Source organism: Herbaspirillum sp. 3R11 (assembly GCF_004563925.1).
In the GTDB taxonomy this organism is placed as follows: Bacteria; Pseudomonadota; Gammaproteobacteria; order Burkholderiales; family Burkholderiaceae_D; genus Herbaspirillum.
In genome coordinates, this window is sequence record NZ_SPNJ01000003.1 from 409,359 (window position 1) to 431,141 (window position 21,783).

Sequence of the window (21,783 nt, forward strand, 5' to 3'; positions counted from 1 at the left end):
AGCGTGAATAAGTGTAATTTTCGCGTAACTGCAGACAGCTGTATCAGGCCGGTTCGGCGTTGACGATGCGATAGCCGACGCCGATTTCGGTGACGATGTGCTTGGGCTGCGCCGGGTCGTCTTCCAGCTTCTGGCGCAGACGCTGCATGTAGATGCGCAGGTAATGATGATCTTCGGTATGCGACGGCCCCCAGCCTGCCGCCAGCAAGGTGCGGTGCGTGATCACGCGGCCGGCGTCACGCAGTAGCGTGGCGATCAATCGATGTTCGATCTGTGTCAGGTGCACCGCCTCGCCACCCTTGCTGGCCGTGCGCGCCGGCAGGTCGATCAGCAGATCGCCGAGACGGAAACGTCCGGTCGCCGCGCTGGCCTGGCTGCGCCGACGCAGTTGCGCACGGATGCGCGCCAGCAATTCCGGCACGCCGAAGGGCTTGGTCAGGTAATCGTCGGCGCCGGCGTCGAGCGCCGCGACTTTTTCCGCCTCCTGCGTACGCGCGGACAGAATCACGATCGGCACATCGCTCCATGATCGGATGTCGGCGATGACCTGCTTGCCGTCCTGGTCGGGCAGGCCGAGATCGACGATGACCAGATCCGGCTTACGGGTGCCGGCTTCCACCATGCCTTCACGCGCGGTGCGCGCCTCGTGCACGATAAAGCCTTCCTGCTCAAGCGCGCCGCGCACCAGCTTGCGGATGTGGGCGTCGTCCTCGACGAAAACAATATTGCCTGCGTGATCCAACATATCGTTATTCCTCTTCCGGCAGGGCCGGCGGTTTATCCAGGGGCAGGGTAAAACAGACGCGCGCGCCTCGGCCGGCGTCGCCGGGAAGCGCGCGTATCGCGCCACCATGTGCATCAATAATCGCGCGGCAAATCGCCAGCCCGAGTCCGACGCCGGGTGTGCTTGATTCCGTATCGCCACGGGTGAATTTTTCAAACGCGCGTTCTTCCATGCCTGCCGGGAAACCCGGGCCGCGGTCGATCACGCTGATTTCCATCATGCCGGCATTGGCCCTGGCGTCGACCACGATGATCTCGCCGGCCGGCGCGTACTTGACGGCGTTCTCGATCAGATTGGCGAAGACGCGCTCGATCAGCACGGCGTCGAAACGCACCAGCGGCAAGTCGGCCGGCAGATGCGTCTCCACGCGGCGTTCGCCGAGCGTCTTGTTCAGCAGCCGCAACGCGGTGCCGACCACTTCTTCGATCGAATTCCATTGGCGGTTGAGCGTGATGCCGCCGGATTGCAGGCGCGCCATGTCGAGCAGGTTTTCCACCAATCCCGACATACGCTGCGACTGCTCGCTGATGGTGACCGCCATCTCGCGCTCGTCGGCGCCCAGCGACGGTTGTCGCGCCAGCGCTTCGGCGCTGCCTACCAGCGAGGTCAGCGGGGTGCGCAGATCGTGCGAGATTGCCGACAGCAGCGAATTGCGCAGGCGCTCCGACTCCATCGTCACCAGCGCATCCTGGGCCACCTCGGCGTAGTGCAGGCGCTCGATTGCCATGGCGATCTGCGAGCAAAATATTTCCAGCATCTGGCGGTTCTCTGGCAAGGCCAGCTGCAAAGGGTCTTCGGCCACAAAGGCCAGCACGCCGCGCGTGCGCATGGTCGCGTTCAGCGGCAGGTACAGCGCCTGCGCCGCCGGCAAGGTCGCCGTGCCGCGTCCCGCCGCCTGGTCGTTGTCGTAGACCCATTGCGCCACGCCCAGATCGACATCTTGCAGGGCATGTGCGTCGTGTTCTTCGGGTGCGGCCACGCGCACGTTCTCGCCGCTGTCGGGCAGGCAGAACGCCGTCTTGGCGCCGAACACCGCACCGAGATGGCGACGGCCGATTTCCAGGATCTGTTCCAGGGTCAGCACCGCCGCCAGCTCCTTGCCGAGCATGTACAGATTGCCCGCGCGCGCTTCGCGCAACATGGCGACGTTGGCCTGGTGCCGCATGCGCGAGGCCAGTGAACTGATGAACAGCGACACCGCCAGCATCACCAGCAGGGTAATCAGATATTGCGCGTCCGAGACGCTGATGGAAAAACGCGGCGCCACGAAAAAGAAATCGAAGGCCAGCACGCTCATGATCGACGCCAGCGCCGACGCCGAGCGCCCGTAGCGCACCGCGACAATCATCACTCCGACCAGGTACAGCATGATGACGTTGGCGGGATGCAGATAGGCGATCAGCCATGACGCCAGCGCCGTAGTCACGGCGCAACTGACCGTCGCCCACAGATAGCCGCGGCGGCGGCGCAGGCGGCCACTGTCGTCGCGTGTTTCTTCGACCGGAGTCCTGACGCTGTCGTCGCGTACCGACTCCTCTGGTCGCGCTACGGTATAGACGTCGATATCCTGCCCGTTTGCGGCGATGCGTTCAGCCAGATTCTTGCGCCACCAGCGTTTCCATCCACCACCGTGCGACTGACCGATCACCAGTTTGCCGGCGTTGCGGCTGCGCGCGAACTGCACCAGCGCCTGCGCCACATCTTCGCCGGTGATGCTGGCGGTTTCCGCGCCCAGCGATTGCGCCAGCTTGAGGTTCTTGAGGATGCGCTCACGCCCGGCCAGCGTCACACGCGGCCAGCTCGGCGCATCCACATGCACCGCCAGCCAGTCGGCCTGCAGCTTGGCCGCCAGACGCGCGGCGGCGCGCACCAGCTTGTCTTCGTCGGCGCGTGCGCCGATGGCCACCACGATGCGCTCCTTGGTCTGCCACAGCTGGACGATGGAACGATCGGCGCGGTACTCGCGCATGTCGGCGTCCACACGATCGGCGGTGCGGCGCAAGGCGATTTCGCGTAGCGCCAGCAGATTGCCCTTGCGGAAGAAATTGCGCCCGGCTTTCTCGGCCTGTTGCGGCAGGTAGACCTTGCCTTCCTTGAGACGCTGCAGCAGTTCATCGGGCGGCAGATCGACCAGCGTGACGTCGTCGGCCTCATCGAAGACATGATCGGGAATCGTCTCGTGCACGCGGATGCCGGTGATCTGGCCGACCACGTCGTTGAGGCTTTCGATGTGCTGAACGTTGACGGTGGTGTAGACGTGGATGCCGGCGTGCAGCAATTCTTCGATGTCTTGCCAGCGTTTGGCGTGGCGCGAGCCGGGTACATTGGAGTGTGCCAGTTCGTCGACCAGGATGAAGGTCGGTTTGCGTTCGAGCGCGGCGTCGAGGTCGAATTCGTGCAGCGTGCGGTCGCGGTATTGCGTGCTGCGCAGGGGCAGGCGCTCGATACCGTCGAGCATGGCTTCGGTGTCGGCGCGGCCGTGGGTTTCGACGATGCCGGCGAGGACTTGTTCGCCTTGTTCTTGCAAGCTTCTGGCGGCGGCCAGCATGGCGTAGGTTTTGCCTACGCCGGCGGAGGAGCCGAAGAAGATCTTGAGCCGACCGCGCGCCTGACGGTCTTCGTCGCGCATGACGCGGTCGAGTAGGTCGTCGGGGTTGGGGCGGGTGGGCATGGTGGGGGTATTGTAGTTTGAAATGGGCTTTTTTAGCGGCGTTGGGTTGAGCTGGATGCTTGCTGTATTCTGTTCCGACTAAGGTTAGTGGTGATGGACTATTTTCTTTCTTCGATCAACCCTTCGCCGGGGGTAGCCCGGCAGCTACTCACTTTCTTTGTCTCGCCAAAGAAAGTAAGCAAAGAAACGCGACCGCGGGATCCAGGTCCTTCGGACTTCCCGGTGCTGCGAAGCAAAAAATGGGAGGGGAAACAAACTCGCTGCGCTCAGACAAGTTTCCCCTCTTTTTCCATTTTTCGCATCGCATCACCGGCTGGCTCCAAGCGGAACGGCCAAACTGGCTCGCTTCGCATCGCCAGGGGACGGAGGTGAAATGACGGTCACCCTTCTTCGCGAACTCCACTGCCGCGACAATCACGATGCCGAAGGCGAGCCAACCAAGGCAATGCGAAGCGAGCCGAAGAAGAATTCCGCTTATGAGTCGCCGTTGGTGACGTGCTCAAATCGGATAAAGAAGGGAAACTTGTCTGAGCGCAGCGAGTTTGTTTCCCTTCCCGATTTGAGTACGGCACCAACGGGTACCTCGCGCAGCGAGGCGGCGAATCGCGGTCGCCTTTCTTTGCTTACTTTCTTTGGCGAAGCAAAGAAAGTGAGCGGCTGCCGGGCCGCCCCCGGCAACCACGGTCGTCCGAAGAAAAACACCAATCAACAAACGACCAACCCCGTCGAAACAACCGGCAAGATTCAAACGCCAGCCGCCGCATCCAACGCAAGATTCAACTTCAACACATTCACCCGCGGCTCGCCAAACAACCCCCACTGCGGCGCCTCAGTCTGCACCTTGACCAGCGCACGAATCTGCTCGACAGACACCCCCCTCACCTTAGCCACCCGCGCCACCTGATAGGCAGCAGCAGCCGGACTGATATGCGGATCCAGCCCGCTGCCGGACGACGTCAGCAAGTCCAGAGGAATCTCCCGGCCTGCGCCAGGATCAGCCGCACGCAACGCCTCCTCACGCGCCTTGGCAGCATCGACCAACCCAGGATTCAAAGGGCCGAAGTTGCTGCCGCCCGAAGCGCCGCCGTTGTACGGGAAAGTGCCCGAGTTGGACAGACGGCCCCAGAAGTATTTCGGCTCGGTGAAGTTCTGGCCGATCAGCTCGGAACCGACCGGCACGCCGTCGCGCACGATGACGCTGCCATTGGCCTGGGCCGGGAAGAAGGCCTGGCCGACCAGCGTGATGACTGCCGGGTACAAGCCACCCAGAATGATCGACATCAGGATGAACAGCGAGACCGCAGGACGCAGATAAGTTTTCATGACAATTCCTTCAACAAAATTAAGCCAGGCCAAACACGCCGAGCAACACGTCAATCAGCTTGATGCCGACGAACGGTACGATCAACCCGCCCAGACCATAGATCAGCAGATTGCGACGCAACAGCACCGCCGCGCCCAGCGCCCGATAACGCACACCGCGCAAGGCCAGCGGGATCAGCACGATGATCACCAAGGCATTGAAAATCACCGCCGACAGAATCGCCGACGACGGATTGTTCAGATGCATCACGTCCAGTGCCGCCAGCTGCGGATACGTGGTCGCAAACATCGCCGGAATAATCGCGAAATACTTGGCGACGTCATTGGCGATACTGAACGTCGTGAGGCTGCCGCGCGTCATCAGCATCTGCTTGCCGATCTCGACGATCTCGATCAGCTTGGTCGGATTGGAATCCAGGTCGACCATGTTGCCGGCCTCTTTCGCCGCTTGCGTGCCGGTGTTCATGGCAACCGCGACGTCGGCCTGCGCCAGTGCCGGCGCATCGTTGGTGCCGTCGCCGGTCATCGCCACCAGCTTGCCTTCGGCCTGGTGCTGGCGAATCAGCGAGAGCTTGTTCTCCGGCGTGGCTTCGGCGAGGAAGTCGTCGACGCCCGCTTCGGCCGCAATCGCCGCCGCCGTCAGTCGGTTGTCGCCGGTGATCATGATGGTCTTGATGCCCATGCGGCGCAGCTCGGAGAAACGCTCCTTGATGCCGCCCTTGACGATGTCTTTCAACTCGATCACGCCAAGTACACGGATGCTGCCGTTGGTGCCGTCGATTTCGGCGACCACCAGCGGCGTGCTGCCGCGACGGGCAACGATGTCGACGGCGGCGGCGACTTCACCCGGCACCTGCTGGCCGGCTTGCTCAGCCAGCTTGCGGATGGCGTCGGCGGCGCCTTTGCGGATCTGGCGATGGCCGATGTCGACGCCGGACAGACGTGTCTGCGCAGTGAACGGGATGAAGACCGCGCCCAGGCTGGCCATCTCGCGTTCGCGCAGATTGAAGCGCTTCTTGGCCAGTACGACGATGCTGCGGCCTTCGGGCGTTTCATCGGCGAGCGAGGCGAGTTGGGCGATATCGGCCAGCTCCTGTTCGCTCACGCCGTTGGCGGGAAGGAACGCCGACGCCTGGCGATTGCCGAGCGTGATGGTGCCGGTCTTGTCCAGCAGCAGCACGTCGACGTCGCCGGCGGCTTCCACCGCACGACCCGACGTCGCGATCACGTTGGCCTGCATCATGCGGCTCATGCCGGCCACGCCGATGGCCGACAACAGGCCGCCGATGGTGGTCGGGATCAGGCACACCAGCAAGGCGATCAGCGCGGTCACGGTGACCGGCGCGCCGCTCTGGGCGACGTTGACGCTGAACACCGAGAACGGCAGCAGAGTTACGGTCACCAGCAGGAACACGATGGTCAGCGCCACCAGCAGCAGGGTCAGCGCGATTTCATTGGGCGTCTTCTGGCGCTTGGCGCTTTCCACCATGGCGATCATGCGGTCGAGGAAGGCTTCGCCGGGATTCACCGTGACGCGCACGATGATCCAGTCCGACAGCACGCGGGTGCCGCCGGTGACGGCGGTGAAGTCGCCGCCCGACTCGCGGATCACCGGCGCAGATTCACCGGTGATGGCGCTCTCGTCGACGGTGGCGACGCCTTCGACCACTTCGCCGTCGGCCGGGACGTAGTCGCCGGCTTCGATCAGCACAAAGTCGCCCTTGCGCAGGCTTGCACCTTCCACCAGCTCAACGCGGTCATTGCGGTTTGCCCGCTGCAGCTTCTTGGCCACCACGCTCTTCTTGGCGCTGCGCAGCGATGCCGCCTGCGCCTTGCTGCGGCCTTCCGCCAATGCTTCGGCGAAGTTGGCGAACAGCACCGTGAACCACAGCCACACCGTCACGGCAAGAATGAAACCGGACGGCGCCTCGCCTTTGCCGTTGAGCGCCTGCAGGTACAGCAGCGTGGTCAGGATGCTGCCCAGGTACACCACGAACATCACCGGATTGCGCCACTGGGCGCGCGGCGACAGCTTGCGGAACGAGTCGATCACGGCTGGTTTGACGATGGCCGGATCGAACATCCATTTGGTTGCGGATTGCGCGCCCGATGCGGCAGGCGTTGCGGTAGCAGATGCACTACCAGCAGGGGTAACAACTTTTTTGGCAGGATTATTTGCCATGTTTTTCTCCAATTCAGACATGAGGGCCTGTTAACAATCAATTTGCGAGATGCGTTCCTGCCAGAAAGCGTGCTGGCAAGGCGCGTGGCGTAGCAGGTGGTGGGCCCACCTGCAAGCCATGCAACGCTGCCAGCACGCTTTCTGGCGGGAACCCTTCGGGAACTAGTTCGCACTCGCAGATTGGTTGGTAACAGGGCCTATTTAATCGCCATCATTTGCAGATGCTCGATCACCGGACCCAGCGCCAGCGCCGGGACATACGTCAGTGCGCCGACCAGGATCACCGCGCCGATCAGCAGCGCGACGAAGAGCGGACCATGCGTGGGCAAGGTGCCGGAAGTTGCCGCCAGGCGCTTCTTGCCGGCCAGTGAGCCAGCCATGGCGAGCACCGGCACGATGATGCCGAAGCGACCCAGCCACATGGCGATGCCGGTCATGACGTTGTAGTAAGGCGTGTTGGCCGACAAGCCGGCAAAGGCGCTGCCGTTGTTGTTGGCGGCCGAGCTGAAGGCGTAGAGGATTTCCGAGAAGCCGTGCGCGCCGGGGTTGGCGATGCCGGCCAGGCCGCTTTCGACCATCACCGAAATCGCCGTCAGCACCAGCACCAATGCGGGCGTCATCAGGATGGCGATGGACATCATCTTCATGTCGAACACGCCGATCTTCTTGCCCAGGTATTCCGGCGTGCGACCGATCATCAGGCCGGCGATGAACACCGCCAGCACCGCGAAGATCAGCATGCCGTACAGACCTGCGCCGACACCGCCGTAGACCACTTCACCCAGCTGCATCTGCAGCATCGGCACCAGTCCGCCCAACGGCGACAGCGAGTCATGCATGGCGTTGACGGCGCCGCAGGATGCCGCGGTGGTGATCGCCGCAAACAGGCTCGAAGCGATGACGCCGAAACGGGTTTCCTTGCCTTCCATCATGCCGCTGCCCTGCGTCGCATGGGCGACCGCCAGTGCGGGATTGGGCTGCTGCTCGAAGTACATCACCGTCAGCGTCATGACAATGAACAGCAAGGTCATCGCAGCCAGGATCGCCCAGCCCTGGCGACGATCACCGACCAGCATGCCGAAGCTGGTGCACAGCGCGGCGGGGATGATCAGGATCGCCAGCATCTGCACGAAGTTCGACAACGGCGTCGGATTCTCGTACGGGTGCGCCGAGTTGGCGTTGAAGAAACCGCCGCCGTTGGTGCCGACCATCTTGATCGCTTCCTGCGAGGCGACCGGGCCCATCGGCAAGGTTTGCTTGCTGGTCTTCATGTCGTCGACCAGCGGTGCACCCTTCTCGTCCTTGAGCGGCTGGCCTTGCGCATCCAGACGCGGCACGGTGTAGGCAGTGGTTTCCAGCGTCGATACTTCGACATAGGACTTGAAGTTCTGGATCACGCCCTGGCTCATCAGCACCACGGCGATCAGCACCGACAGCGGCAGCAGAACGTACAGGCTGGAGCGCGTCATGTCGACCCAGAAGTTGCCGATGCTCTTGCTGCTGTGGCGTGCGAAGCCACGAATCAGCGCGAACGCAACGGCAATGCCGGTGGCGGCAGAGACGAAGTTCTGCACCGACAATGCCAGCATCTGAGTCAGGTAGCTCATCGTGCTTTCGCCGACGTAACCCTGCCAGTTGGTGTTGGTGACGAAGCTGACCGCCGTGTTGAACGATGAGTCGGCGCTGACGTTGACCATGCCGGCCGGGTTCAGCGGCAACCAGAATTGCAGGCGTTGCAGGGCGTAGACGACGAACAGGCCGACGATATTGAACAGCAGCAGCGCCAGCGCGTATTGCTTCCAGCCCATGTCGGCGTCGGCGCGTATGCCGCACAGACGATAGAGGAAATGCTCAATGCCGCCGAAGATGCGATTGACGGCGGACTTGCCTTCCATCACGCGGGCAATGTACCAGCCCACCGGGACAGACAGTACGAGCAGGACGACCAGGTAGATCGCCAGTTGGGTTATCGAGGCAGTCATGTCAGAAAGCCTCCGGCTTGATCAGGGCGTAGATCAGATACGCCAACAGGCCGACCGATACGGCCAGCCCCAGTATTTGCATGACGCTCATTGCATGTCCTCCAGCTTTTTGCAGGCGACGACAAACGCCCACATCGCGACGCTGCATGCCAGCAAGCCGCCGATATATAGAAAATCCATGTCTTGCTCCCTTGGTGAATACTTACGGAGCAAACAATATTCTCGGGGGCGTTAAATCCGGATAAAACTATCGGAGGACGGTATAAATTTTGTGTAAACAAGAACGCGCCGCTCGGGGCGGCGCGTGGTGATGGGGACAGTGAGTACGTGAATGGTGATGCAGGAAGATATTGCTGCAGGGAACAAGGCTCAGATCAGACCGGGCTTTCCTCGGTATTCCATTCCACCCGGTTCTTGCCGGCGCGCTTGGCGGTGTACATGGCCTTGTCGGCCTGCGCCACCAGCGCGTCCTGGTCAATGTGCTGGCCTGGCTCATAGATCGCCACGCCGATGCTGGTGGAGACGTTGACGGTCGCTGCCGTGAGGATGAACGGCCGGCGCATCGACACCAGGATTTTTTCCGCCACGCCCATGGCATCTGCCGGGCCGTGCAGGCGCTCGAGGATGACAGTGAATTCGTCGCCGGCCAGGCGCGCCACGGTGTCGACGTCACGCACCGCATCGATCAGGCGTTCGGCAAACTTGACCAGCAGCTCGTCGCCGGCTTCGTGGCCGTATTTGTCGTTGATGCTCTTGAAACCGTCGACATCCATGAACAGCAGGCCCATCTGCTGCGGTTCGCGGATGGCGCGCGCCATCGCCTCGGGCAGCTTCTCGGTAAACGCGCGGCGGTTGGGCAGGCCGGTCAGGATGTCTGTCAGCGCCATTTCCTGCAACGAGTTGCGGAAGGCCTGGCGCTCGGTGATGTCGTGCAGGAAGGCGATGAACAGGTGGCCGGCGCGGCGGCGCACGTAACCGACCGTCATCTCGACCGGCAGTTCGTTGCCGTCGCGGCGCAGCGCGTTGATTTCGATGCGGTTGTTGATCACCACGCCTTCGCCGGTGTTGAGGAAATGCGTCATGCCGCGCCGGTGCAACTCGCGCTGTTCGAACGGAATGATCAGCTCGGCCAATTCCTTGCCGACGGCTTCCTTGTGGGCCCAGCCCAGCAGTTGCTCGGCCTGGCGATTCCATTCCAGCACCATACCGTCTTCGTCGATGGCGATGAAGGCGTCGTGGGCGTTTTGCAGGATCGCGCGCAGCTCGGTTTCGCTTTCTTCGAGGCGGATCTGGTTTTCGCGCTGGTTGTCGAGCGACTGCTGCAGGGCGATGGCGGTTTCGTGCAGGCGCCGGGTGCGGTCTTCGACGCGCTGCTCCAGGCCCTCATTGAGCGAGCGTACTTCGCGCAGGTAATTTTCTTCGCGCAGGACCATGGTGGACAGCGTGGTCGACAGCAACTGGATTTCGTAATAGGTGCCGACGATGGGAATCTCGGCGCTATGGTCGCCGGTGGCGCGGCGTTCCAACGCAGCGCTCAGTGCATTCATCGGCGCCACCAGCCGGCGCGTCATGAAGAACGCCAGCGTCATCAGCAACAAGCCGACGATGCAACCGACGAACAGCACCTGGCGTTCCAGGTCCTTGAAGCCGGACATGGCGACCTGCTCAGGCTGGCGCACCAGCACGCTCCACTTCATTTCGGTGTATTCGCTGTTGAGGCCGGTGCGCGCAAAACCGGTCAGGTAATGCTGGCCGTCTTCGCCGAGTTCGCGCATCGAACCTGACGGCAGGCGCAGCGACGCTTTGAAGCTGTCGGAGGCGATTTTCTTTTCTTCGAGTTCGCGCGGACCGAGCAGCACGGTGCCGTCTTCGCGCACGATCATGATCTCGACGTCGTAGCGGTCATTGGCCGGATTGAGCAGTTTCTTGGCGAGGTCGCGCGCCCAGGTCCAGCTCAGGTGCACGCCGAGCACGCCCTGGAACTGGCCATCCGGTCCCATGATCGGCGTGGCGATGTCGACGAAGCGCCATGGATCGCTCATGACCGGCAGCTTCTTTTCCAGCAGCACGGCGGGATGATAGTCGCCGACGAAGAAATCCTTCTGCGCCTTCTGGTACCACGGCCGCTGCTCGACGCTCTGGCCTTCCAGCAAACCGTTGGCGGCGGCCAGCACGTTGCCGTCTGGCGTGGCGAAGCCGATCCAGGCGTAGTTGGGAACGTTTCTTTGCAATTCGTTGAAGACCGCACGCATGCGCGCCGGATCCTTGGCCTCGCGGATCGACGGACGTTGCGACAGCAGCTTCACGTCGATGTAGCGCTCCGCCATGCTGCGGTCGAGCGCGTCCTGCATTTGCCAGGCCAGTTGATTGAGCCGCGCCTCGGCTTCGTGACGCGCATAACTGCGCGTGAACTGATCCACCAGCGCCAGAACCGACGCCGTCGTGATCAGCACCGACAGCACAACTCCTATCGTGACCCATGAGGACAGACTCAATGTCGATGAGAGTTTTTTGATGCTCAAGATGGCTCCGGCTACGATTCCTACTGTTCGACGTGACACCGAAAGAACGGAAATGGCATCGTTTGCCTTCCTCCCGGGCGTTCCCTTTGATTCTTTTATTAGGAATACCGAAATATTAGCTGGTCAATTGCATCCGGAGCAATACTTGACGCGGGAATAAGATCGAAAGCTTGTCTGTCAGACAAGCTTTCGTCCATATAAGCAGGCAATCTGTTGCAAAAACTACCGGGGACGTCCCGGCAGTCTTCCGGAACACCTCAAAAGAGAATCAAAAGGAAATCAGACGCCGGCGCAAATACCGTCCGCGCGCGGATCGGTGGCGCCTTCGATGAGGCCGTTCGGATGCACGCAAACGGCGCCCGCATGACCCATCATGTCGGTGTAGTCGGCCGTCACTTCGACGTCGTGGCCGGCGCGCCGAAGCGACTCGACCACGTCGGCCGGGATGCGTCCCTCAAGCTTGAGGTTGGTCGACACCGTACCCCAGGTCCGGCCCAGCAACCAGCGCGGCGCGCTGACGGCGGCCTGCATGTTCTGGCCGAACAGGATGTGGCGGCTGAACACCGCCGCCTGCGTCTGCGGCTGGCCTTCGCCGCCCATGGTGCCGTAGGCCAGCGTGCGGCCGTCGTTGAGACGCGCCAGCGAAGGATTGAGCGTATGGAACGGCAGCTTGCCCGGCTGCAACTGATTGGCGCCGTCGTCGAGCGTGAAGCTGGCGCCGCGGTTCTGCCACACCACGCCGGTGTCGCCGGCGATCACGCCGCTGCCGAACTCCCAGAAAATGCTCTGGATATAACTGACCACGCGTCCCTGGGCATCGGCTGCGCCCATCCAGATGGTGTCGCCCGGTTTCGGCACATGCGGCCACGGCGCCGCACGTTGCATGTCGATCTGCGCGGCCTCGCGGTCGAGCGCCTCGGGCGACAGCCAGTCGGCGGCATCAACCGACATGTGGGCGCGATCGGTGACGTGCTTGTTGCGCAGGATGAAGGCGCGCTTGGTGGCTTCCACCAGGCCGTGGATATGTTCGAAGCCATCCGCCTCTTTGACGCCCAGACGATCGAACAGGCCCAGGATCATCAGCGCCGACACGCCCTGCGTCGGCGGCGGCAGATTGTAGATGCGGCCGGATTGCATCTGCACCATCAGCGGCTTGACGACCTGCGCGCGATAGGCGGCGAGGTCGGCGGCGCGCAACGGGCTGCCGGCCTGTTCGAGACCGGCCGCGAATTGCTGCGCCAGTTCACCGCGATAGAAATCGTCGAGGCCGGCTTCGGCCAGGCGCGACAGGGTCGCCGCCAGCGCCGGTTGTTTCAGGATGTCGCCCAGCGACGGTGCGCCCTGCGCGGCATAGGTGCTTGCGAAACCGGGCTGGTCCTTCAGCTCTTCCCATTTGTCCTGCGTAAGCTCAACCTGCGAGCGCGTGACCGGCACGCCGGCCTTGGCGTGATGAATCGCATCGGCCAGCAGGCGCGACAATGGCAGGCGCTTGCCGCCGTCCCAATCCTTGACCGCTTCCAGCGCTGCCGCCCAGCCGCCGACAGCGCCGGCCACCGTCAACGCCGCACGCGGACCGCGCGTCGGAATCGCCGCGTCGCCATGCTGCGCATAAAAGTCCTTGGTCGCCAGCGCGGCCGACTGGCCGCAGGCCTGGATCGCCACCGGCTCGCGGCCCGGTTCGCTGATCACCCAAAAGCCGTCACCGCCGATGCCGTTCATGTGCGGATACACCACGGCGATGGCGGCTGCGGCGGCGACCATCGCCTCCACCGCGTTGCCGCCTTCGCGCAGTACAGCGGCGCCGGCTTGCGCCGCGAGGTGATGCGGTGCGGTCACCATGCCGCCGATACAGGTCTTGCTGTACAACATAGATGTGCTCCTGAAACTGTCTTCGATTAATTGTCCATCCACGACACGTGCGCCGCCACGATGCGCCATCCTTCTCCTTCTGGCAGGCGCAGCCAGGTGTGGCTCTGGCGTCCGGTGCGCGCTTCACCGTTCTTGCTGAACTCGGTGTTGGCGGTGGCGTAGTCGCGGCCGTACGTCGTGATCACGGTTGCATGCAATTCGCGCGCCAGGTTCTTGGGCGAGCGGCCGTTGCGGAACGCCTGGATGGTATCGTAACCGATCAGGTTTTCGGTCGCACCGTAGCGCAAGGTGTGCGGACTGTTCCAGAACAGTTCGTCGAGGACAGCGACGTCGTTGTTGACCAGCGCGGCCTCGTAGCGTTCAAAGGCGGCGGTCACTTCGGCGACGACGTCGGGCAGGTTGATGTCATATTCCATGGATACTTTCTTAGTGTCCGCCGAGATAGGCTTTGGCCAGCGCATCGTTGGCGGCGATCTCGGCAGCGGTTCCTTCAGCGACCACGCGACCGCCTTCGATGACGTAGGCGCGGTCGGCCAATGCCAATGCCAGCGCCGCCATCTGATCGACCAGCAGGATGGTCATGTCTTCATCGCGCAGACCGTCCAGCGCGGCGAACAGTTCGGCGATGACTTTGGGCGCCAGGCCCAGCGACGGTTCGTCCAGCAGCAGGATGCGCGGACGCGACATCAACCCGCGCGCGACCGCCAGCATCTGCTGCTCGCCGCCCGACAACAGACCGGCGCGATGATGCAAGCGCTCGCGCAAGCGCGGGAAGCGCGTCAGCATTTCCTCGACGCGGCTGTCCATGTCTTGCGGATACAGGAAGGCGCCGAGGCGGATGTTGTCGAGCACGCTCAGCTCGGCGAACACCTGGCGACCTTCCGGCACCAGCACCACGCCGTGCTTGACGATCTCTTCCGCGCGCAGGTGCATCAGGTTGACGCCGCCAACGTGGATGCCGCCTCGCACCGGACGATGCAGTCCCGCCAGCGCGCGCATCAGCGTCGACTTGCCGGCGCCGTTGGCGCCCAGCAGCGCCACCATTTCACCCTGCTTTACTTGAAGGTTGATGCCGTGCAGGACCGGCTCGGCGCCATAGCCGGCAATCAGTTCGCCGACGCCCAGCAACTCCTGGCCGGAACGGCTGCCGCGAATGCGCGCTTCGGCCTGCATCGCTTCGCCCAGATACGCCTGGCGCACCGCCGGGTTGTCCTGGATCTCCTGCGGCGTGCCGAGTGCGAGACGCTGACCGGCGTCGAGCACGACGATACGGTGCGAGATGTCCATGACCAGCGACATGTCGTGCTCCACCAGCACCACGCTGATGCCGGCGGCGGCGATGCGTTGCAGCAGGCGCGCCAGCTTTTCCTTGTCTTCGCGCGACAGGCCGGCGGCCGGTTCATCCAGCAGCAAGACCTCTGGATCGGTCGCCAGCGCACGGGCGATTTCGACGAGGCGACGATCGACGTGGGCCAGATCGGCCGATGCAATATCGACCGCACCTTCGTAGCCGCAATACGCCAGCAGCTGCCGGCTGCGCGCACGAATCTCCGCCGCGCCGAAACGGCCGGCGTTGAGCAGGCCACCGAGCTTGCCCTTGCCCATCGCCAGTGCGACGTTGTCTTCCACCGTCAGCGAGCCAAACAGTTGCGAGGTCTGATACGTGCGTGCGACGCCATGGCGGGCGATGCGGAAGGCAGGCAAGCCTGCAAGCGCGGCACCTTGCAGCGAGAAGCCGCCGATGGAGGGCTTGTAGAAGCCGCTCAGCATGTTCAGCGCAGTCGTCTTGCCTGCGCCGTTGGGGCCAATCAGACTGGTGACGGCGGCGGCCGGCACATCGAAACTGAGATCGCCGACCGCGCGCACGCCGCCGAAGATCATCGTCAATCCCTCGGCGCGCAAAGTACGGCGATCACGCTGCGGCAACACCGCCTCCTGCAATCGCTGCGGCAGGTCGTCGTAGGAGGGAGTAGCGGTCGCTGCACCGGGGATTTTCTTGCTCCCCATTTTTGACGCCAGCTGACGCAGCATGCCGGTCACGCCATCCGGCGCAATCCACAGCACCAGCAACAGCAGGCCGCCGAAAAACAGCAAGCGGTAATCTTCCAGGCTGGACAGCAACTCCGGCAGCACGCCGACGATGACGGCGCCGATCAGCGGTCCCATCGTCGCGCCCGCACCGCCGACCACCACCACCAACACGAACAGGATCGACTGCATGAAACCAAAGGTGTCCGGCGTGACGAAGGTCGACAGCGGCGCGAACAAGCCGCCCGCCAGACCCGCCAGCATGGCCGACACGGCGAAGGCCACGGTCTTGATCACCAGCGGATTGAGGCCGATCGACTCGGAGGCGGTCTCGCCGTCCTTGACTGCGCGCATGGCCGCGCCCCAGGTGCCGCGCGCCAGCCAGCAGAACGCTGCAAGCAGGACGGCGGCGCTGCAGATTGCCAGCAGCGCAATGCCGCGCTCGCCTTGTACCATGCCGCCGAAGCCTGGCGCGGCGATGCCCATGATGCCGTTCTGGCCGCCGGTGAGGTCACGCATTTCAATGATGGCGTGCTGCACGATGAAGCTGAACGCAATCGTGATCATCGCCAGGTACGGACCTTTCACGCGCAAGGCCGGCAGCGCCAGTACCGCGCCCATGGCGCCGGCGATCAACGCCGCCAGCGGCCAGGCTAGCCAGAAGCTGACGCCGAATTTGGTGGTCAGGATCGCCACCGTGTAAGCGCCCATGGCGTAGAAACCGATGTGTCCGAACGAGACCTGCCCGGTCAGGCCGAGCAGCACGTTCAGGCCGATGCCGACGATCGCCATCAAGGCGATACCGGTCAGCACGAATACGTAGTAACTGTTGACGGTCAGCGCCAGGCAGCACACCGCCACCAGCGCAGCCAGAGCCGCCGACAGCGGCAACGGTCCGGCCAGGCCGAGCAGACGACGTGATGGCGCCGATGCAGATGCTGCTGTTTTTGCTGCAGCAACGACGGAAGAAGGAGGAATGGTCATCATACTTTTTTCACCTGCGCGCGGCCGAACAGGCCGTTGGGACGAATTGCCAGCACCACGATCACCAGCGCGAACGTGATGATCTGCGTGTAGCCGGAACCGAGTGTGGAGGTGATCATCGCTTCCGCGATGCCGAACAGCAGGCCGGCGATCATCACGCCCCAGGCGCTGGTGATGCCGCCGAGGATGGCGACGGCGAAGGCCTTGAGGCCGAACAGCGTGCCCATGTCGGCGTTGACGTTGAACAGCGGCGCAATCAACACGCCGGCGATGCCGGCCAGCAGCGTCGACAAGGCGAAGGCAACCGCGATGGCGCGCACGATGGGAATGCCCATCAGCCGCGCCGCATCGCGGTTCTGCACCACCGCCAGCATGGCGATGCCCCAGCGCGTGCGGCGAGAGATGCGATGCAGCACCGCCGCCAGCACCAGACCGACCACCGGGATCAGGAGCTGCAGCGGATACACGCCGAGGCCGACGCCGCCGACTTCAATCGATGACAGGGCCAGCGGCGACGGCAGGCTGCGCGGCTCCTTGCCGAAGGTGTGCATGACGACGTTGTCGAGCACGATGCCCAGCGCCACGGTCGACATCAGCCAGGCATTGGAGCCGCGATTGGCGAACGGCCGCACCGCCAGCACTTCCACCACCAGGCCGTACAGCGCGCATAAGGCCAGCGCCAGCACCACGGCCGACCACATCGGCCAGCCCAGCGTCTGCGAAAACGTGAAACACAGGACCGCGCCCAGCATCATGGAACTGCCCTGCGCAAAATTGACCGTCCCCGATACCGCATAGGTGATGTAAAAACCCAGCGCCATCAGGCCATACATGCTTCCCAGTCCCAACCCGCTGATCAGCGCCGACAACAGCAACATCTTGTTCTCCCTGATTGAATCTTGTCGCCCGGGCGATGCAGATTGCGTCACCCGGGCATGTTCGTCATCCCCGAAACCGACGACGGCTTACTGAGTTAAACCCACCGGCAGGATGCGGTTGTCGATGAACTGCGCCCACACGTAATCGTCGGATTGCAGCGCGTCGTGCACAGTCGGCGAAAACGGTTTGACATAGGTCTTGATCAGGCCTTCATAGCGATCGATCTTGTAGAAGCCTTCGCGGATCGCGTCGCCGTTGGTGGAGCCGGCCTTGGCGATCGCCAGCGCGGCCAGCTGCATGCCGTCATAGGCATTGGCGACGCCGACTGCCGGAGTGATGTCGTCCGGTCCCTTGATGTTCGGATACTTGGCCTTGAGATCCTTGACCACCTTGTCGCCGACCGGTGTCAGCTTGCCGAAGAAGCTGAAGGTCTGGACGAAATGGACGTTCCTGGCATTCGGTCCGGCCAGTTCAGTGAAGCGTCCGCCGGCCGGGCCCCAGTGCGACACCACCGGCACCTTCCAGCCCATGCGATCAAGCGACTTCACCACCTGCGCCGACGGGCCGACATTGCCGACCAAAAACAGGGTATCCGCGCCTGCTGCCTTCAGACGCGTCAGCTGCGGCACGATGTCGACGTCGCTGGCCTCGAACTTCTCGATGCCGGCCGGCTTCATGGATTTCTCCGCCAGTGCGGCGACGATACCCTTCTCGTTCGATTCGCCCCAAGGATTGTTGACCAGGATCAGGCCGGCCTTGCTGGTCTTGAAAGTCTTTTGCGCGTAGCTCAGCATGGCCTTGTCAACCTGCTCATCCACTGCCGAGACGCGGAAGGCGTAATTGGGATTGGCGCCGTTCTTGGTAACGCCGGTACCGGCCGCCCACGGACCCATGAACGGCACCTTCTCCGCATTGACGATAGGCACGATGGCCATCGACACCGGCGTGTCGAGGCCGCCGAAGATCACCGCCACTTTTTCCTTGAAGATCAGTTCGCGCGCTGCGACCACGCCCTTGGCCGGATTTCCTTCGTCGTCGCGGCGCACCAGTTCCAGCTTGCGGCCGCCGAGCAGGCCGCCCTTGGCATTGATCTCGTCGATGGCGACCGTCAGGCCGCGCGTGATGGCTTCGCCGGATTGTGCGGACTGCCCGGACAGGGCCGTGACCAGGCCGATCTTGATGGGGTCGGCGGCCAGCGCCAGCGGCGACAGGCTGGCTGCGGCCAAGGCAGCCAAGGCAGTGGCGATTGCGGTGCGACGAGTGAAGTGGATCATGTGGCTCTCCCGGATCTGAATTGATGAGTGGTTGGTTTTGCTTTGTTCCCGGCATGACTTATGCAAGGGCTATGCCAACTGCCACAATAAAAAATAGTTTTTGCCGACAATATGTATCTAGTATTAGAAGCAATAAATCACTTTTATTGGCGCAAATATAAATTCAATATTGCAATCAATAATGCACGGACAAAGTGCAGAAAGTGGGAAGAGATGAATAAAATGATGCACGCCGCACCATCATCGATCAGCGCCATGCAGCCGGATCAACCTGACCGCCTCGGCGCCTTGCCGGTACACGGCCGTTTCGGCTACTCGGCCATCACGCAACGCCCGCATTACCGCTGGCCCAACGGCGCCGGCCTGGCGGTCTACCTCGGCTTCAACATCGAGCACTTCGCCTTCGGCGAAGGCCTGGGCGCGCGGCTGGGACCGGCCGCCGCCGAACCCGACGTGCTCAATTACGCCTGGCGCGAATACGGCAACCGCGTCGGCGCCTGGCGCTGCCTGGAACTGTTCGACAGCCTCGGCCTGCCGGCCGGCGTGCTGGCCAACACGGCGCTCTACGACCATTGCCCGGAGCTGATCGCCGCCTTCGTCGCGCGCGGCGACGAGCTGATCGGCCACGGCCACACCAACGCCCATCAGCAAGGCACGCTCGACGAAGCCGCCGAACTGGCGCTGCTGCAATTCTGCCGCGAGCGCATGCAGCAGCATAGCGGCCAGACGCCGACCGGCTGGTTGTCGCCCTGGATTTCGGAAAGCCAGGCTACGCCCGACCTGCTGCTGGAAAGCGGCTACCGCTACAACCTCAACTGGTGCCACGACGACCAGCCCACGCACATGCAGACGCGCAGCGGCAAGACGCTGTGGTCGATTCCCTATCCGCAGGAGGTCAACGACATTCCGATGATCGTCGCCCGCCAGATGGACGGCAAGGACTTCGCCCAGCTCATCGTCGACAACTTCGACGAGATGCTTGATCAGTCGCGCCGCCAACCGCTGGTCATGGGCATCGCGCTGCATCCCTATCTGGTCGGCCAACCCTACCGCCTGCGCCACCTGCGCCGCGCGCTGGAACACATCGCCGCCGCGCGCGACCGCGGCGAGGTCTGGTTCACCACGCCGGGCGCGATCTGCGAACACGTCGACGGACTCGAGGTCCTGAAATCGCAACCGGCGGTTGCACTGGCGCAGGGGTAATCGCATGAACGCTCAGATCAAGACCGATAAGACCGACCAGACCAACACCTCGCACGACAACTATGCGCGCGCCTGGGTGCCGCACGGCCGCTTTGTCGTTGCCGGCGCGCCTCAGGGTGAACTGCATGGCCTGCGCTTCGCCGCCAAGGACGTGTTCAACGTCGCCGGCCACCCCACCGGCGCGGGCAATCCAGCCTGGCTGGCCACGCATGCGCCGGCGCAGAAAACCAATCCGCTCATCACGACGCTGCTGGCAGCCGGCGCCACGCTGGTCGGCAAGACCGTCACCGACGAACTGGCCTACAGCATCCACGGCGACAACATCCATTACGGCACGCCGCTCAATACGCGCGCGCCGGACCGTGTCCCGGGCGGCTCCTCCAGCGGCTCGGTCGCTGCGGTCGCAGCCGGCCTGTGCGACTTCGCGCTGGGCACCGACACCGGCGGCTCGACCCGCGTGCCGGCCAGCTATTGCGGCGTGTGGGGCTTGCGCACCACGCACGGCCTGCTGTCGCGCGAGGCAATGGTGCCGTTGCAGCCGGCGTTCGATACCGCGACCTGGTTCGCCCAGGATGCGGCAGTGTTCGAGCGCGTGGGACGCGTGTTGCTGCCGTCGCGGCAGCAACCGGTGCACGGTTTCAGGCGCGCGCTGCTGCTGACCGACGTGCTGGCGCAGGCCGATGCCGTGTTCCATGAGCGGGTAGAACAAGTATTCACGGCCTTCGACGGTGCACGCACGCGCCATGCGCTGGCCGCGCCCGGCATGCTGGAAGAATGGCGGCGCACTTATGTCACCGCCTCCGCCTACGACGGCTGGCAAGTCCATGGCGCGTGGATCGCGGCGAACCGCCCGGACTTCAGTCCCGCCGTCGCGGCACGCTGGCAGTTTGCCGCCGGCGTCGATGCGTCCGATGCCGCGCTGGCGGTGCATCGCCAGGACGCCATCCGAAAACAGGTAAGCGACTTGCTGGGTGAAGACGGCGTGGCGATCATCCCGTCGGCGGCGAGCGTGGCGCCGCTGCTCAGCGCCGGCGGCGCCGAAGTCGACGAGGTGCGCACGCGCAGCTTCCGCATCACATGCATCGCCGGACTGGCCGGTTTGCCGCAGGTCAGCCTGCCGTTTTCTACAGACGCGGGCCTGCCGATCGGCGTATCATTGCTGGGCCCGGCCGGCAGCGACCTGGCGCTGATACGGCTGGCGACGGCCTTGTGGAATCAATTGCAGGAAATTCGCAGAACACGATGAACGATATGCCTCTCCGCAGCACCGCAAAGAAAGCCGGCAAGCCGGCGCTCAAGTCCCTTAAGGCCGCACCAGCCGCGCCGACCGCAGCAGCACGCACCGGCCGTCCAAAGGTCCGTCACGACGCGTTGGCCAACGCCTCCGTCGATGCCGCACATGCGGACGATGGCGACGACATCATCCAGCGCATTTACCAAAGCGTGTTCACCAGTGTCATGAGCCAGCGCCTGACGCCGGGCACCAAGCTGCCCGAAGCTGCCTTGTGCGAACTGTTCGGTGTCGGCCGCACGGTGGTGCAGAAGGCGCTGCAAAAGCTGGCGCACGAACACATCGTCGAACTGCGCCCGAACCGCGGCGCCATCGTCGCCATGCCGACGCCGGAAGAAACCCGCGAGATTTTCGAAGCGCGCCGTTCACTGGAATCGGCCGTGCTGGCGCTGGCCGTGAAGAACGCCACCAAGGCCGACCTCGCCAAACTGCGCCGCCAGCTCAAGGAAGAACATGTGGCCATGCACAACTACGCCCAGACCGACTGGGCGCGGCTGGCCTCGGCCTTCCACCTGCGCGTGGCGGAGCTGTGCCGCAATCCCATCCTGCAGCGCTACCTGAGCGAACTGGTGTCGCGTTGCTCGTTGATCGTGGCCTTGCATGAACCGTCGGGCTACGCCGCCTGTGAGCACGACGAGCACACCAGCATCGTCGACTTCATCGAAAAAGGCGACGCCGCCGGCGCCATCGCAGCCATGGAAGAACACTTGCTGGTGCTGGAGCAACGCATTCATCTGGTCAGCGAAAAATCGGCCAACAGTTTGGCGCGCATGCTGGGGATGGAATGAACA

15 protein-coding genes are annotated in these 21,783 nt (G+C 63.5%); 3 read left to right on the top strand and 12 right to left on the bottom strand.

The genetic code is table 11. The annotated features are described in order from the left end of the window. Nucleotides 1-43: 43 nt before the first annotated feature. From E4P32_RS15290 to E4P32_RS15345, 12 genes are all read right to left on the bottom strand, one after another. On the bottom strand, nucleotides 44-745 hold the full coding sequence (locus tag E4P32_RS15290; protein WP_116434974.1) for a response regulator: 702 nt from the start codon (nucleotides 743-745) through the stop codon (nucleotides 44-46). A gap of 4 nt (nucleotides 746-749) precedes the next feature. Further along, nucleotides 750-3,455 (bottom strand): DUF4118 domain-containing protein, encoded by a 2,706-nt coding sequence (locus E4P32_RS15295; protein ID WP_167735770.1) that lies wholly within the window; start codon nucleotides 3,453-3,455, stop codon nucleotides 750-752. A gap of 744 nt (nucleotides 3,456-4,199) precedes the next feature. Next, nucleotides 4,200-4,778, bottom strand: coding sequence for a potassium-transporting ATPase subunit KdpC (gene kdpC, locus E4P32_RS15300; protein ID WP_116434972.1), 579 nt, complete (start codon nucleotides 4,776-4,778; stop codon nucleotides 4,200-4,202). A 19-nt stretch (nucleotides 4,779-4,797) separates the two neighbouring features. Beyond that, a complete protein-coding gene (gene kdpB / locus E4P32_RS15305; RefSeq protein WP_116434971.1) occupies nucleotides 4,798-6,861 on the bottom strand; it encodes a potassium-transporting ATPase subunit KdpB in 2,064 nt (687 codons plus the stop codon). A gap of 296 nt (nucleotides 6,862-7,157) precedes the next feature. After that, nucleotides 7,158-8,942 carry a potassium-transporting ATPase subunit KdpA gene (kdpA, locus tag E4P32_RS15310; protein ID WP_116434970.1) on the bottom strand — a complete coding sequence of 595 codons (1,785 nt, stop codon included), beginning with the start codon at nucleotides 8,940-8,942 and terminating at the stop codon, nucleotides 7,158-7,160. Between the two features lies 1 nt (nucleotide 8,943). After that, nucleotides 8,944-9,033 carry a K(+)-transporting ATPase subunit F gene (gene kdpF / locus E4P32_RS15315; RefSeq protein WP_053195662.1) on the bottom strand — a complete coding sequence of 30 codons (90 nt, stop codon included), beginning with the start codon at nucleotides 9,031-9,033 and terminating at the stop codon, nucleotides 8,944-8,946. A 283-nt stretch (nucleotides 9,034-9,316) separates the two neighbouring features. After that, the gene (locus E4P32_RS15320; protein WP_233526674.1) at nucleotides 9,317-11,464 is read right to left on the bottom strand and encodes a diguanylate cyclase; all 2,148 of its coding nucleotides are present in this window, start codon (nucleotides 11,462-11,464) and stop codon (nucleotides 9,317-9,319) included. Nucleotides 11,465-11,743: 279 nt separating this feature from the next. Further along, nucleotides 11,744-13,333, bottom strand: a complete 1,590-nt coding sequence (locus E4P32_RS15325; RefSeq protein WP_116434968.1) for a gamma-glutamyltransferase family protein — start codon at nucleotides 13,331-13,333, stop codon at nucleotides 11,744-11,746. A 26-nt stretch (nucleotides 13,334-13,359) separates the two neighbouring features. Then, nucleotides 13,360-13,749, bottom strand: coding sequence for an oxalurate catabolism protein HpxZ (gene hpxZ, locus E4P32_RS15330; protein WP_116434967.1), 390 nt, complete (start codon nucleotides 13,747-13,749; stop codon nucleotides 13,360-13,362). Nucleotides 13,750-13,759: 10 nt separating this feature from the next. Beyond that, nucleotides 13,760-16,348, bottom strand: a complete 2,589-nt coding sequence (locus E4P32_RS15335; protein ID WP_116434966.1) for an ATP-binding cassette domain-containing protein — start codon at nucleotides 16,346-16,348, stop codon at nucleotides 13,760-13,762. Continuing rightward, nucleotides 16,345-17,223 (bottom strand): branched-chain amino acid ABC transporter permease, encoded by an 879-nt coding sequence (locus tag E4P32_RS15340; protein WP_116434965.1) that lies wholly within the window; start codon nucleotides 17,221-17,223, stop codon nucleotides 16,345-16,347. The genes E4P32_RS15335 and E4P32_RS15340 overlap by 4 nt, the downstream gene beginning before the upstream one ends. Before the next feature lie 87 nt (nucleotides 17,224-17,310). Continuing rightward, the gene (locus E4P32_RS15345; RefSeq protein ID WP_116434964.1) at nucleotides 17,311-18,498 is read right to left on the bottom strand and encodes an ABC transporter substrate-binding protein; all 1,188 of its coding nucleotides are present in this window, start codon (nucleotides 18,496-18,498) and stop codon (nucleotides 17,311-17,313) included. Nucleotides 18,499-18,753: 255 nt separating this feature from the next. Here E4P32_RS15345 and E4P32_RS15350 point away from each other — a divergent pair, with 255 nt between their 5' ends. From E4P32_RS15350 to E4P32_RS15360, 3 genes are read left to right on the top strand one after another with little or no spacing between them, the layout of a single operon-like run. Further along, nucleotides 18,754-19,701, top strand: coding sequence for a polysaccharide deacetylase family protein (locus E4P32_RS15350; RefSeq protein ID WP_116435324.1), 948 nt, complete (start codon nucleotides 18,754-18,756; stop codon nucleotides 19,699-19,701). 4 nt (nucleotides 19,702-19,705) lie between these two features. Further along, nucleotides 19,706-20,947, top strand: a complete 1,242-nt coding sequence (locus E4P32_RS15355; RefSeq protein ID WP_116434963.1) for an amidase — start codon at nucleotides 19,706-19,708, stop codon at nucleotides 20,945-20,947. Continuing rightward, nucleotides 20,944-21,780: a GntR family transcriptional regulator gene (locus E4P32_RS15360; protein WP_116434962.1), complete on the top strand. Its 837-nt coding sequence runs from the start codon at nucleotides 20,944-20,946 to the stop codon at nucleotides 21,778-21,780. Before E4P32_RS15355 ends, E4P32_RS15360 begins: the two co-directional genes overlap by 4 nt. Nucleotides 21,781-21,783: the final 3 nt, after the last annotated feature.